12 protein-coding genes are annotated in these 13,376 nt (G+C 68.9%); 5 read left to right on the top strand and 7 right to left on the bottom strand.

Annotated elements, in window-relative coordinates:
* Positions 1–46: 46 nt before the first annotated feature.
* The 6 genes from CWT12_RS09800 to CWT12_RS09825 form a co-directional block, all read right to left on the bottom strand.
* Entirely contained in the window at positions 47–949 is a 903-nt protein-coding gene (locus CWT12_RS09800) for an SIR2 family NAD-dependent protein deacylase (RefSeq protein WP_237564135.1), read from the bottom strand.
* A gap of 109 nt (positions 950–1,058) precedes the next feature.
* The gene (locus CWT12_RS09805) at positions 1,059–1,862 is read right to left on the bottom strand and encodes an alpha/beta hydrolase family protein (protein WP_161924653.1); all 804 of its coding nucleotides are present in this window, start codon (positions 1,860–1,862) and stop codon (positions 1,059–1,061) included.
* Positions 1,859–2,359, bottom strand: coding sequence for a methylated-DNA--[protein]-cysteine S-methyltransferase (locus tag CWT12_RS09810; protein WP_202616189.1), 501 nt, complete (start codon positions 2,357–2,359; stop codon positions 1,859–1,861). Before CWT12_RS09810 ends, CWT12_RS09805 begins: the two co-directional genes overlap by 4 nt.
* Before the next feature lie 135 nt (positions 2,360–2,494).
* The gene (locus tag CWT12_RS09815) at positions 2,495–2,809 is read right to left on the bottom strand and encodes a hypothetical protein (protein WP_161924654.1); all 315 of its coding nucleotides are present in this window, start codon (positions 2,807–2,809) and stop codon (positions 2,495–2,497) included.
* Positions 2,810–3,201: 392 nt separating this feature from the next.
* Positions 3,202–3,972: a carboxymuconolactone decarboxylase family protein gene (locus CWT12_RS09820; protein WP_161924655.1), complete on the bottom strand. Its 771-nt coding sequence runs from the start codon at positions 3,970–3,972 to the stop codon at positions 3,202–3,204.
* A 268-nt stretch (positions 3,973–4,240) separates the two neighbouring features.
* Positions 4,241–6,694 carry a beta-glucosidase gene (locus CWT12_RS09825; RefSeq protein ID WP_202616190.1) on the bottom strand — a complete coding sequence of 818 codons (2,454 nt, stop codon included), beginning with the start codon at positions 6,692–6,694 and terminating at the stop codon, positions 4,241–4,243.
* Between the two features lie 193 nt (positions 6,695–6,887).
* Here CWT12_RS09825 and CWT12_RS09830 point away from each other — a divergent pair, with 193 nt between their 5' ends.
* From CWT12_RS09830 to CWT12_RS09840, 3 genes are all read left to right on the top strand, one after another.
* Entirely contained in the window at positions 6,888–7,337 is a 450-nt protein-coding gene (locus CWT12_RS09830; protein ID WP_161924656.1) for a MarR family winged helix-turn-helix transcriptional regulator, read from the top strand.
* A complete protein-coding gene (locus CWT12_RS09835; protein ID WP_161924657.1) occupies positions 7,334–8,710 on the top strand; it encodes an MATE family efflux transporter in 1,377 nt (458 codons plus the stop codon). The genes CWT12_RS09830 and CWT12_RS09835 overlap by 4 nt, the downstream gene beginning before the upstream one ends.
* A gap of 932 nt (positions 8,711–9,642) precedes the next feature.
* Positions 9,643–10,281, top strand: coding sequence for a helix-turn-helix transcriptional regulator (locus CWT12_RS09840; protein ID WP_161924658.1), 639 nt, complete (start codon positions 9,643–9,645; stop codon positions 10,279–10,281).
* A gap of 88 nt (positions 10,282–10,369) precedes the next feature.
* On the opposite strand, the gene CWT12_RS09845 is transcribed toward CWT12_RS09840, so the two are convergent.
* The gene (locus tag CWT12_RS09845; protein ID WP_237564136.1) at positions 10,370–11,248 is read right to left on the bottom strand and encodes a LysR family transcriptional regulator; all 879 of its coding nucleotides are present in this window, start codon (positions 11,246–11,248) and stop codon (positions 10,370–10,372) included.
* Positions 11,249–11,372: 124 nt separating this feature from the next.
* Between CWT12_RS09845 and CWT12_RS09850 the strand changes: the two genes are divergently transcribed.
* Positions 11,373–12,251, top strand: a complete 879-nt coding sequence (locus CWT12_RS09850; protein WP_161924659.1) for an aldo/keto reductase — start codon at positions 11,373–11,375, stop codon at positions 12,249–12,251.
* A gap of 118 nt (positions 12,252–12,369) precedes the next feature.
* The gene (locus CWT12_RS09855) at positions 12,370–13,260 is read left to right on the top strand and encodes an aldo/keto reductase (protein WP_161924660.1); all 891 of its coding nucleotides are present in this window, start codon (positions 12,370–12,372) and stop codon (positions 13,258–13,260) included.
* Positions 13,261–13,376: the final 116 nt, after the last annotated feature.

A 13,376-nucleotide genomic window follows, 5' to 3' on the forward strand; every position in this document is an offset into this window, starting at 1 on the left:
ACAAGTCACACACCCAGACCGGTAGATATGACGCGCAGCCCCGGATTCAGACAGTCAGCCGCTCGCGCAGAGCCGCCAGCGCGGCACCGAGGTCGGTGTCGATGAGGATGGAGCGGCCGGCGATCTCGCGGGGCGTACCCGGCTCCAGCGACACCGCCGCATAGGTGGCCTCGGGGTTGTCGTGCACGCGGCGCCAGAACGGGTACTTGATGATGCCGGGCGTGTTCATGCCCACCCCGAGCTCGAGGTGGAGCACGCGCCCGCTCTGGTGGGCGTCGCTCCAGGCGACGTAGCGCTCGGCTGCGGCGTACCAGCCGGCGTCCTGGACGAAGGTCTCGTCCGAGCGCAGGTTGGTGGTCAGCGGCTCGCCGCAGCGCGGGCAGGTGGGAAGCAGGTCGGTGGGCACGCGCATCGGGGTGCCGGCGGCAGCGTTGGCGCGCTCGCCGGCGTCCATGGCGACGACGGCGTCGTGATTGTCATAGGTGTCCTGGCTGCAGGGCACGGAGCACTGGAATAGGCCGTAGTCGCCCTGGGTGTAGAACAGGCGGTCCTTGGGGAAGCCGGAGTTCTGGAAGCGGTGGTCAACATTGGTGGTCAGTACGAAGTAGTCGCGCCCGTCCAGCAGGGCGTGCAGGTCGCGGTATACGGCGCCGGGGCCGGACTCGTAGCGCTGGAGGAGGATGTTGCGCGCCCAGAAGGCCCACTTCTCCTCCGGTGTGGGAAAGGGGTAAAAGCCGCCGGAGTAGGCGTCGGTGATGCCGCGGGCGGCGTGAAAGTCGGCGAAGCGCGCCTCGAATGCGGGGCCGACGTGCGCGTCGCCGTCGGCGACCGACAGCCCCGCGCCGGCGCCCACGAGGACGGCGTCGGCTCGGCCCAGGGCCTCGGCGAGGCGGTCAATACGAACCAGGTTGGCGGCGTCGAGCGGCGATGAGGTGGGAGTCTCGGTCACCCAGGCGATTATGGCGATTCGAGGTATTAGGGGCAAGGGTGCAAGCACCCACACCCGCCGACCATCGCCGACGCGCCCGTGCGGCCCGCACCGGCCGGCGACCTCGGCCTCAGTCGTCCAGGACGCCCGCCCAGGCCAGGAAGTCCACGGTCCACCGCACGGCCGTCTCGTAGTTCGCGTCGCCGAAACCGTGCCCCGCACCGGGGATGCGCTCCAGGCGGGCGTCGGTCAGGGTGCGGGCGGCCGCCTGTGAGACGGCGAGGGGCACGTCGGCGTCCGCCTCGCCGTGCACCAGCAGCACCGGCGAGGGGTAGCGGCCCATGGCGGCCTCGACGTCGCGGGTCCAGAGGTCGCGGGCGAAGTCCCGTCCGAGCGTGATGTCACGGCCGTCGACGCGGGACGTGAAGGTCTCCGGCACCGCGTCGAGGCGTCCGAAGCGGCTCCGGACCGAGGCGGGTGCCCCGAGCGCCGGGTACCACAGGGCCAGTGCGGTGATCTGCGCCGGGTGGGCGGCGGCCGCCAGCATTGCCACCAGCCCGCCCTGGCTGCGGCCGAACAGGGCGGTGCGGGCGGCATCCACAAAGGGCCAGGTGCGGGCGGTCTTCAATACGGCATCCAGGTCGGCCAGTTCGGCGCCGATGGTCATGGCGGTGGTCGGGCCTGTGGTCGGGGCTCCTCCCCCGCGAAAGCTGGGGGCGATGGCGACGGCGCCCGCGGCGGCCAGGCGCTGGGCGACCGGCGCCACCCGCAGCCCGGACTCCCCCAGCCCGTGGCAGCACACCACCAGCGGGGCGCGCAGCCGCCCGGCCGCGGCGGCGCGGGGAACGTAGGTCAGGGCGTGGACGAGCCCGCCCGGGTCGGTGCCGGCCGCGCCGACCGGTACCGCCAGCTCGCGGGCGAGGTAGTCGTTCATACCAGAACCACAAATCCCTCAAGCCGCAGCAGGGCGGCTTTGCGCTCGGGGCCGCCGGCGTAGCCGGTCAGTGCCCCGTTCGCCCTGATTACGCGGTGGCAGGGCACGAGCACGCTGACAGGATTGCGGCCCACGGCGACCCCGACAGCACGGGCAGAGGCAGGTCGGCCGGTGGCGGCCGCGAGGTCGGCGGCGATGCGCCCGTAGGTGGTGGTCTGCCCGCGCGGGATGGTGCGCAGTCGCTCCCAGACGCGCTGCTGGAAGTCGGTGCCGGCCACCGCCAGACCGGGGGTCGGGCCGGGGTCCTCGCCGTCGAAGTAGCGCTCCAGCCAGGCGCGGGCCTGCGCCAGCACCGGCGGCTCATCAGCGGCGCCAGGGGCCACCGGGCGTGCATCGCTGGTGAGCCCGGCGCGGTCATGGCGTTGCCCGTCGAACCAGGTGCCGACGACGGCGCCGCCCTCGGGCAGCCCCTCCCCCGTGGCGGCGGCCAGTGTCATGGGTCCCAGCGGCGAGGTGAAAGCGCTGAGACAAATCGTGGCCTGCGGCACAGCCAGTGACTGTACTCGCATTACGGCACTCGCCGGTAGCCACCGGGAGCGGGCGGCCGAGGCAGGCATATTCCGGGTCCTCAATCAGTGCGGCACTGACAACGAGGGGATCACCCCGTGGTCGGGAATGCGCTCGCACGCCCAGGTCAGAATGCGCGTGTCCATGTTGGCCGGTGCGGGAGCTCCGGCGGCGTGCGCAGCGGCGAGCCTGGCGTCCAGATCGGCATAGAGAGATTCCGGTAAGTCGGCGGCCGCCTGCCCGCGGGGCGGGGTACAGACGATCACGTGGGGCAGGTAGTGGCAGATGGTGGCCTGGCCGAACTCGTCCTGGTCGAACCATGCGGACTGGAGGGGGTAGGTGGCATGACGCAGGCGCTGCGGCGCCGGGCCGAGTGCCAACAGGTCCAGAAGCAGCGGATCTGGGAGGACCCGCGGTGGCAGCTGGGGGCGGGAACCGTGTACGGCGCCCCAGTCCGAATGTGTAGTCGGCTAGCCCGGCACCTCCTGTGCGGTCTCGATCCGCGTGTTGGCGAGGAATCTAGACATGACGCCGGAACTGATCTTGTAGGCGCCGCCGCGCGCCTGGAGCGTCTGCTACGCCACCGACTGGGTACCCTCCACCCAGCGCGAGCCCAGCAACGCACTGCTGCGAGCTGCACAGCCCATGCAGCCATCCACACCTCAGCGGTCATATCGACCGACCTCGACACGTAACTACTACCGACCTCGGCACGTAACATCAACCGATCTCGGTGAGGGGAGGGCAGCAAGCCAGCCAAGGGGCGGTCACCTCACCGGTAGGCCTCCGAGGAGACGCCCTCGTCGTAGTTCGCCACCAGCACCAGGGCGGACAGTGCGTAGGGGCCGCCGATGTAGGGCATGGCCTGCACCAGGGCAGCGGCGACCTTCTGCCGGGTGTTGCCGGCCTTGATCGCTCCGGCCACGTGGGGCGTGAGCTGGGTGGCGGCGCCGATGGCGGCGATGGCCACCAGGGCGATGATCTCGCGCTCGGCCACGCTCAGCACCCCGCGGGACTCGACCTCGCCGAAGCCGATGGCGGTGAGCAGGTGCGGCACCTGGGTGCCGAAGGGCTCGGGCAACTTGGCGAAGACGGCCTTGACCTCGTCCCCGTAGAGCGGGACCTGGATGGCGGCGCCGGCCTCGTCCCGGTCGGCGTAGTCGACGGTGGCGGCGCTCGGCAGGGGCAGCTGGACGCCGTGCTCGGTCAGCACCTCGTTGACCACGCCGATGGCGTTGAGGGTCTTGGGATAGCCGATATAGGGCTGGCACTGGTAGATGACCTCGCGCAGCTGCTCGGGGGTGGCGCCGACGTTGAGCGCGGCGGCCGCGTGGGCGCGCAGCTGCGGCAGGGTCTGCATGGCGGCCAGGCAGGTCACGGTGATCAGCTCCCGCTCGACGTCGGTGAGCACGCCGACGGAGAAGACCTCGCCGAAGATGTGGTTCTGGAGGGTCTCCATGAGCTCAGGGTCGGTGGGGCTGGGCTCGGGGGCGGAGCCGAACAGGCGGGTGAAGGTCTCGATCGCCTCGGGTGTCAGTGCCATGGGTTCTCCTTGGGACGCATACGGGATTTCTGCAGTTGTCGCCCGCGGGCGCGGTGACGCGCGGGGCCGACGACGGCGCCGGCGGGCCTCAACCCCGATCCTGGCACGCCGCAGGCCCCGGCGGACACCCCTGAGAGGGGCACCGCCGGGGCCTGTCGGCATCAATGCCAGTGCCGCGCGACCGTCTGGGAAGGCGACTAACGGGCGGCCCGGTTCGACTGAGGGCCGCCCGGGCCCGACTCGGGCCGGGCGGCCGGAGCGGCCCCGCTCAGACCTCCGGGACGGAGGCGACGTCGCCCAGCAGGTGCGCCATACGCACCACCCGGGCGGCCTGCTTCTCGAGCTCGGCGCGGGTCAGCGTCACAGCAGCCGTCCCCTCGCCGCGCAGGGCCGCGAGGATGTCCTGGCGGTCGGCCTCGCAGCCGGGCATGAACAGCTCGTTGCCGGCCTTGATGGTGGCCGAGGCGGTGGCGCGGGGGTTCTTCATGTCCGTGCGCGCCATGGAGTCGACCACCCAGTCGGTCATGACCAGGCCCTTATAGCCCCACTCCTCGCGCAGGATGATCTCCAGCAGGTCGGAGGACTCTGATGTGTGCACACCGTTGACCAGGTTGTAGGAGGTCATGAGTGCGTGGGGCTGGGCCTCACGGATCACGATCTCGAAGCTGCGCAGGTACAGGTCGCGTGCGGCCCGCTGGGAGACGTGGCTGTTGGAGTTCAGGCGGTTCGTCTCCTGGTTGTTGAAGGCGAAGTGCTTGACGGTGACGGCGCGACCCGGGTGGGCCTGGACGCCGCGGGTGATGCCGGCAGCCACGCGGCCGGCGAGCAGCGGGTCCTCGGACATGTACTCGAAGTTGCGCCCACACAGGATGGTGCGGTGCAGGTTGAAGGCCGGGGCCAGCCACAGGTGGGCGCCGAAGTGCTCCATCTCCACGCCCACCAGGTCGCCGTAGGCGGCGGCCAGCTCGGGGTTCCAGGTCTGGGCGATGGCGGTGCCGATCGGGATGGCGGTGGCGTACTGCTCATAGGTGCGCTCCGGGGTACGGGGCGCAGCCGCGGGGTCGGCACCGAGGGCAGCGGTGGACTCGTCATCCATGAGCTCGGCGAACAGGCCGCCCAGGGCCTCCCCGAGGGCGAAGGGGCCGTCGGCGTCCACGCCCACCTGGGGCGACAGGCGCAGTCCGGCGGGGCCGTCGGGCATGACCAGTGAGGGCAGCCCGTCGAACCGGGTGGTGGTCTGGCCGGCCGCGCCGACCAGTGCCTGCGAGGCCTGACCGATGATGGACTGCTTCTCGGCGTCGTCGCTGTAGTCGCCCAGGACGATGTAGGACAGCTCGTCGTCGGACAGGTTCTTCACGTAGTCGAGGGCCTCGGTCAGGTCCACGGGGGCCTGGGCGTCCTCACGGCGCAGGTCGGCGGCGGCCACGGTCAGCCGTGGGAGGTCGGCCGGCACCTCGACGGCGACCGGTGCGGCCGGCTTGAAGTCGGTGAAGCCGGGGTCTCCCAGGGCGTCGTGGAGCTCACGGACAATCGCCGTCTCGGCCAGCTCGACGACGGCGGCGGGAACCGTGTTGCGGCTGGAGGCGCCTACGCGCACCACATAGTCGCCGGCCTCCAGGACGGTGGCTGACTTGGCGGCGTCGAAGGAGGCGATGTCGGTCAGGTCGAAGGTGACGGCGACGTCCTGGCCGGCGCCGGCGGCGAGCTCGCCGGTCTTGGTGAAGCCGGCCAGGGCCTGGTAGGGCTGGTCGAGGTCGCCGGCGGGCACGGAGACGTAGACCTGGACGACCTCCTTGCCCGCGGCGGCGCCGGTGTTGGTGACGGTGGTCTTGACGGTGATCTCGGAGCCGGAGGCGCTGACGGTGGGAGCGCCGATGGTGAAGGTGGTGTAGCCCAGGCCGTAGCCGAAGGGGAAGATCGGGGCGGTGCCGACCGAGTCGAAATAGCGGTAGCCGACGTACACGCCCTCGCGGTAGTGGGTGTCGTCGGGGTCGCCGAAGTCGCCCTCGGTAGAGTAGTCCTCCCAGGCCGCCCAGGTAGTGGAGAGCTTGCCGGAGGGGTAGCTCTTGCCGAGCAGGACGTCGGCGAAGGCGTCGCCGATCGCGGCGCCCAGCTGGGACAGCAGCAGGATGTTGCTCACGTCCTTCACCGGCGTCAGGTCGACGACGCCGCCGACGTTGAGCACCAGCAGGAACTTGTCGAACTTCGCGGCGAGTGCGGTGATGTCGCGGATCTCGGAGTCGGTGAGCTTCACGTCGCCGGGCTCGGGGTGGCGGTCGTTGCCCTCGCCGGAGTCGCGGGCGACGACGTAGACGGCGGCCTCGCCGTCGCCGTCGAGCGGCAGGTCGAAGGCGGGAGCGGGCTCGACGGCACCCATGCCGAAGTAGATGGCGGGCTGCCCCGCGGCCTTGGCGCGGGCTTTGAGGTCGGCGACGAAAGCCTTGTGGTTGTCCGCGGCGACGCCGTCGTAGGCGTCGAGCCAGGACTTGGTGGTGATGGTGAAGCCCGCGTTCTCCAGTCCCTCCTCAACGGAGACCACGTGGCGGGAGTTGACGTCGCCACTACCGGTTCCGCCCTTGATGGTGCGCCGCGCGCCGGCGCCGTACAGGGCGAGCCGACCGGGGGCCGCCAGCGGGAAGGATCCGTCGGTCTTGAGCAGGACCATCGATTCGGGTGCTCCCGCGCGCACCGTTGCCAGGTGGTCGATCTCGTACTGATTCATGTTCTGCTCCACTGTGAGCCCCTTTGGTCAGGTCGGAATTGCGCGAGCGCCCATCTGGGGCACCTGCTGGTCACAATCTTACCGCTCGGTCCATTGTTTGTGAAGGGCGAGTAGCGAGTGCCACACATACCCAATCGGACGGCCCGTGTAGCATGTCCGGAATCGGACTTAAGGGCTGAGGGACTTGCAACCAATGACCACCGAGCTACTGGACTTGCAACGAGCAGTCAACGCCACGATCAAGCGCATTGAGGACGCCTACCACCGAGCCGCCCAGGCGGCCGGGCTTTCAGACGCCGCGTTCGACATTCTCTACGCCCTGCACATGACCGGCGAGGGCTGCTCGCAGACCCGCCTGTGCGAGTTGTGCTTCACCCGCAAGCAGACGGTTAACTCCGCAGTCAAACGGCTTCAGCACGACGGCACGGTGCGCCTCGAGCCCGGTCCAGGACGGGCGACACTGGTCTACCTCACCGAGCAGGGCCACGAAGTCGTCGCCGCGCGCATCCTGCCAATCATCAACGCTGAGCTCACAGCCCTGGCAGCCATGCCTGCCGGGCAGCGCGCCGCACTCGCAAACGCCCTGACTGAGCACGCAAACGCCCTGGTAGAACGCCTGGACGCGATCGGAGACGACCGATGACGATTGACATGTCCCAGCACCTGGGGCCGCGCGCGCTACTGCGCTTCACCGCACCCGCCATCGCGACGATGATCTTCACCTCGATATACGGCGTGGTAGACGGACTGTTCGTCGCGAACTACGCCGGCAAGACCGCACTGGCCGCCATCACCCTGATCATGCCGTTCATCATGATCCTGGGCACCCTCGGCTTCATGATGGGCTCGGGCGGCAGTGAGCTGATCTCCAACACCCGCGGCCGGGGCGAGGGCGCGCTGGCGAACCGCTACTTCTCCATGGTTGTCTACGTCACTCTCGGCGGCGGCATCCTGCTGGCGATCCTCGGTGCCATGATCATGCAGCCCGTCGCCCAACTGCTCGGCGCATCCGGCCAGATGCTTGAGCTGTGCGTGCTGTACGGGCGGATTCTGATGGTCTCGCTGCCTGCGTTCATGCTGCAGTACGCCTTCCAGACCTTTGCCTCCACCGCGGGCAGGCCCCGAGTCGGACTGTATGTGACGGTTGCGGCGGGGGTGACCAACATGGCTCTGGATCTGCTGTTCGTCGGCGTCCTCGGGTGGGGCGTGGCCGGAGCCGCGTGGGCCACCGTAGCCTCGGAGCTGATCGGCGGCATGGTGCCGCTGGTCTGGTTCGCTCGCCCGAACAGCAGCTTCCTGCGGCTGGGCCGCCCGGCCGGGGACCTGGCCGCGCTGGGACGGGTATGTGTGAACGGATCATCGGAGATGATGGCGGTGGTGGCCATCTCGGTGGTCAGCATCGTCTACAACCTGCAGCTGTTGAAGTTCCTCGGCCAGGACGGGGTGGCCGCCTACGGCGTCGTCATGTACGTCAGCATGGTCTTCACCGCGATATTCGAGGGCTTCTGCATGGGGGCGGCTCCATTGATGAGCTACCAGCACGGCGCCGCCAACAATGTTGAGAAACGGAGCCTGATGCGTACCTCACTGGCCATACTCGGCGTCGCCGGGATGGCCATGCTGCTCACCTCGCAGCTGCTCGCGCACCCGCTGGCATTGGTGTTCGCCGGCCACGACCGCGGTCTCATGGAGCTGACCGAGACGGCGCTGCGCATCTTCGCCATTGCCTTCCTGCCGATGGGCGTGAGCATGTATGGCTCGTCATTGTTCACCGCCCTGGGCAACGGGCTCGTCTCGGCGGCGCTGGCTGCGGGCCGCACCCTCGGCCTGGAGGTTGGCGCGGTGTTGCTGCTGCCGGCGCTCATAGGCCCAACGGGCATCTGGTCGGCGATCATTGTGGCCGAAACCGCGGCCGCACTGGCCGTGGGCCTGCTGATCATGTGGCTGGGGCCCCGGTACGGGCTCCGCGACCTCCAGCGAGGCCGCCGGCACGACCCCAGAACCGTCCCCGCCTAGTGCAAGAACCCACCCCGAGACCTGCACCGCCGTCACCACTAACGCGCCGCGACCGCAAAGGTGGTGCCTCTGGGGCTCGTTCGAAGTAGGCAATATCCAGTTCCTCCGATTCGGGCCCGGCGAGACGGCTGAGAGACGCGGTGGGGGTGGTGGGCGCGAGTCGATTCCGCCTCGAAAGCGCGCGCCTGGTTGGACCGTCCAGCTGCGGATGGACCGCCCTTAGCGCGCTCTCAGACGATCCAAGCGCCGGAATCCGCTCCAGGCGCCGGAGCCCAGTCCAAGTAGAGGGCATGCGCACGGCGGGGCCGGCGGTGGCCTGCTTGCGCAACACGCTCAGTCCCGGCACGAGCACGCGCGGGCGGACCCGGCCCTGCTCGCGCCGCACGCTCAGCGTCGGCACGCTTCCACAGAAACGGCCTAATCACGCGGAAAGCACACCACCAGAAAAACAGCCCGACCACCTCCAGCGTGCCGCAACCCCCGCGGCGCACGCTGGAGCCAACCAACCCCCACCAGCCCAAAACCAGAAACGCCGAAATACCAGGCAAAACCCGCCAACCTGCCAGGGCAGCGAAGCAGCTGAGCGTGCGCCACCCCCAAGACCACCCAACCACCCCCACCCACACGCACCAGACCCAGCCACACACCGAACCCACCAACACACACCGCCCGCACCCTGCCCACACACGCAAACCCCACCCACCACACCTACGAACCAGAAGAGCCGAATGAAGCCCATCTCAACCCGTGGTTGAGTCGGCGAGGACCCGTGCTGGGCTCACGTATTTCGTGATCAACGGACGCGTGCTACCGATCTACGCCCAGTCCCGCAATCATCATATTCAGGGACACCGACAGGTGCCCCGTCGATCACCAAAAGGTGCCTACGGCCAGCAGGCCTGGTGCACACACGATGGAAAGCAGGCAGATACATGAAGCAGTCGGTCGGACGCAATATTGCCGGGTTACGGCTCGCATGCGGCATGACTCAGGAGCAGCTCGCAAAGCGCATGGGTGTCACCCCGCAGGCGGTCAGCAAGTGGGAGAATGACCTTAACTACCCGGATGTGGCCACGCTGCCGGCCTTAGCGGCCCTGCTCGGTACTAGCGTCGATGCGCTGCTGACTGTGCCGGACGGCGATGCACCAGCCGCCGCCACGCCTCCGTCGGCCTCTTCGCCCATACCCTCCCCGGCGGCGCCGTCACCGGCATCACCGCCAACCGCGTCGTCGCCCGCTGCACCCGCCGCCACCGGATTCTCCCTGGTGCGACCCGAACCCGCGGCACAGGCGGAGGGCGGGCCGCGAGCGCCCCGGGCAGCCGGGCGCAGCCTCCACATCGAGGTCCGGGGGCCGCAGGACAATGTCAACCTGGCCTTCCCCATGCAGGCGGTCTCCGCGCTGGCGGCCCTCATCGCGCACGTGCCGCAGGTGCACAGCGCCGTTGGCGCCTACGGCATCGATCTCAATGCACTCCTGGCCACCGCATTCAGCACCCTCGACGGCGTCGGCCCGAGCACCCTCATCGACGTCATCGACGACGATGACCATGTCCGTATCTGGGTCGACTAGCCCGGTTCCGGCGCCCCCGCCGGACCGCCGCGCCACTTCTACCGAACTCGGCACGTAACTACTACCGACCTCGGCGTTGGGGCGGGGCTTAGGCGGTGCGGTTCCTTGCCCAGTCGAAGACCGCCTCGGCCTCGCTGCGCCCGCCCGGGCGCAGCAGCAGGTAGAAGGTGGCGTGTGCCATGGCGTCCCGGATGGGAACGACAACACGGCCGGGCGCGGGGGCAGATAGTGCGGGGGCGTCGGTGACGAAGTGCGGCAGCAGGGAGCTCCTGGCGAGTTGCGCGAAGACGTCCCGGTCCTCCTGAACCACGAACTGGGAGTGGGGCAGGTGGCGGTCGCAGCGCTCGCGCCAGAAGCCGATGTCCGCCAGCAGCAGGAAGGTCTCCCCGTCCAGATCCGTCGCCGCCACCTGCTCCCGCTCCGCGAGCACATGCTCGACGGGCAGGGCGACGGAGAGGTTCTCCACCATGAGCCAGGCCGAGCGCACGCTCGGCAGCGGGTGGGGACGCAGCGAGATGCCCAGGTCCAGCTCGCCACTCACCACGCCCTCCTCAACCTCTTCCTGGCTAAGGCTCTGCGAGGTGAGCACCAGCCCCGGGAAGCGTTCGACGATCAACGAGGTCAGCCGCCACAGCGGCGCGGGCGCGACCGTGCCCACCCGCAGCGCCCGGGTGCGGCGGGCGAGGTCACCCAGGGCGGTGCGCAGTGCCTGCTCCTCGCGCAGGAGCCGGTCGGCATGTTCCAGGGCGACGCGCCCGGCCTCGTTGAGCACCAGGCGGCGTCCGGGGCGATCGAAGAGCGGTTGGCCGAGCTCGGCCTCCAGGCGTTGCAGCGAGCGGCTGAGCGCCGGCTGGGACAGGTGCAGGGAGCGGGCCGCGGCGCTGAGTGTGCCCTCGCGCGCGATCGCCTCCAGTTGGCGCAGCTGCTCGAACTCCACCACGTCCTCCTTGTTATGCGTCGCGCGCATCAATACTTCCGATATTTGCATTTTACATTCGCGCCCGTGGGGCAAAAACTTATGCGCGACGCGACAGTTGAGCCGATATGAGCAAAACGGCCAGACGGCGCCGAGCCGATACGAGGAGCAGACCATGACCACCATCCCGTCCTTCACCATGAACAACGGCATCGACATCCCGGCGCTGGGCTACGGCGTCTTCCAGATGACCTCAGACCAGGTGCGCGAGCACCTGCCGCAGGCCCTCGAACTCGGCTACCGCCACATCGACACCGCCAACGCCTACTTCAACGAGGTGGCCGTCGGCGAGGTGGTGCGGGACGCCATCGCCGCCGGCACCGTGAAGCGCGAGGACCTGTTCATCACCAGCAAGCTGTTCCCCCAGTCATACCCCTACGCGCAGGCAGTGAAGGACATCGACGCCACCCTGGAGCGCCTCGGCCTGGACTACCTGGACCTGCTGCTGTTCCACCAGCCCTACGGCGAGTACACCTCCGGCTGGAAGGCGATGGAGGAGGCCGTGGCCGCGGGCAAGATCCGTTCGATCGGCCTGTCCAACTTCCCGATCGCCAAGTTCCAGGAGGTCCTGGACGTCGCCTCTATCAAGCCGGTCGTGAACCAGGTGGAGGCGCACCCGCGCTGGAACCAGCACGAGCTGAAGGGCCAGATGGACCGCGCTGCCGGCACCGAAATCCTGGTGGAGGCCTGGTACCCGCTCGGCCACGGCGACAAGACCCTGCTGGAAGAGCCCGCAATCGCCGCCGCCGCGCAGCGCACCGGCGCCACCCCCGCCCAGGTGATCCTGGCCTGGCACCTGGCGGAGAAGAACATCACCTTCCCCAAGACCCTGAACCCCGCCCACATGGCCGACAACCTCGCGGCCCTTGACGTCGAGCTGACGGCGGGCGAGATCGCCGCGATCAATCAGACCCCGCAGGCCCCCTACTACGTGATCCCCGACGAGCCGCCCGCCTTCACGACGACGGTCAACGACTACTCCCAGCAGGCCTGACCCCGCTCTGCTAGCGGGACTCCCACCGTACGGCCACCACCTGCACCACCAACCATCCGAACCAGAACATCCGGCGATCCGCAACCCGGATTCGCTGCCCACCCCAGGAGGCAGACTCATGACCACCACCGTCCCCACCAAAACCCTCAACAACGGCGTCGAGATGCCCGTACTCGGCTACGGCGTCTTCCAGACTCCGCCGGAGGAGACCGAGCGCTGCGTGAGCGAGGCCCTCCAGGTCGGCTACCGACTCATCGACACCGCGCAGGCCTACGGCAACGAGGAGGGCGTGGGCGCCGCCGTCGCGAAGAGCGGGCTGCCGCGCGAGGAAGTGTTCATCACCTCCAAGATCTGGGTATCCAACATGAACTACGAGCGCGCCACCGCCTCCATCGATGAGTCGCTGGAAAAGCTCGGCACCGACCACATCGACCTCATGCTGCTGCACCAGGCCATGGGTGACTACCCGGGCGCCTACCGGGCCATGGAGGACGCCTACAAGGCCGGCAAGCTGCGCGCCATCGGCGTGTCCAACTTCTACCCCGAGCGGCTGGTGGATGTGGCCGCACTGGCCGAGATCACGCCGGCCGTCAACCAGGTCGAGACACACCCGTTCCGCCAGGACGACGCCGCGCACGCGGTCATGGCCGAGCTCGGCGTCGTCCACGAGGCCTGGGCGCCCTTCGCGGAGGGGCAGAACAACATCTTCGCCAACCCGGTCCTCACCGAGATCGGCGCCAAGTACGGCAAGAAGCCGGGGCAGGTGATCCTGCGGGCGCTGATCCAGAAGGACGTGGTGGTCATCCCCAAGACCACTCATCGCAACCGCATGGAGGAGAACTTCGACGTGTTCGACTTCGAGCTGACCGATGAGGACCTGGCCACCTTCTCCACCCTGGATGACGGCTCGCTGCCGCGCATCTTCGACCACTACGACCCGAAGGTCGTCGGCTGGCTGCTGCGCGACCTGGTCAAGGCTCAACAGCTGGGTGGTAGCACGCTGTACTGAGGTACACCTGAATAGAGCACGGACCACCGTTCCTGTGGGACAATGCCCAACCGCAAGGGTGGACGGGTGCGGGCGCATCATCCAATTCCCGGAGCCGCCAATCGTGTTGTTGTGCT

It is taken from the genome of Actinomyces sp. 432 (genome assembly GCF_009930875.1).
GTDB lineage: Bacteria > Actinomycetota > Actinomycetes > Actinomycetales > Actinomycetaceae > Actinomyces.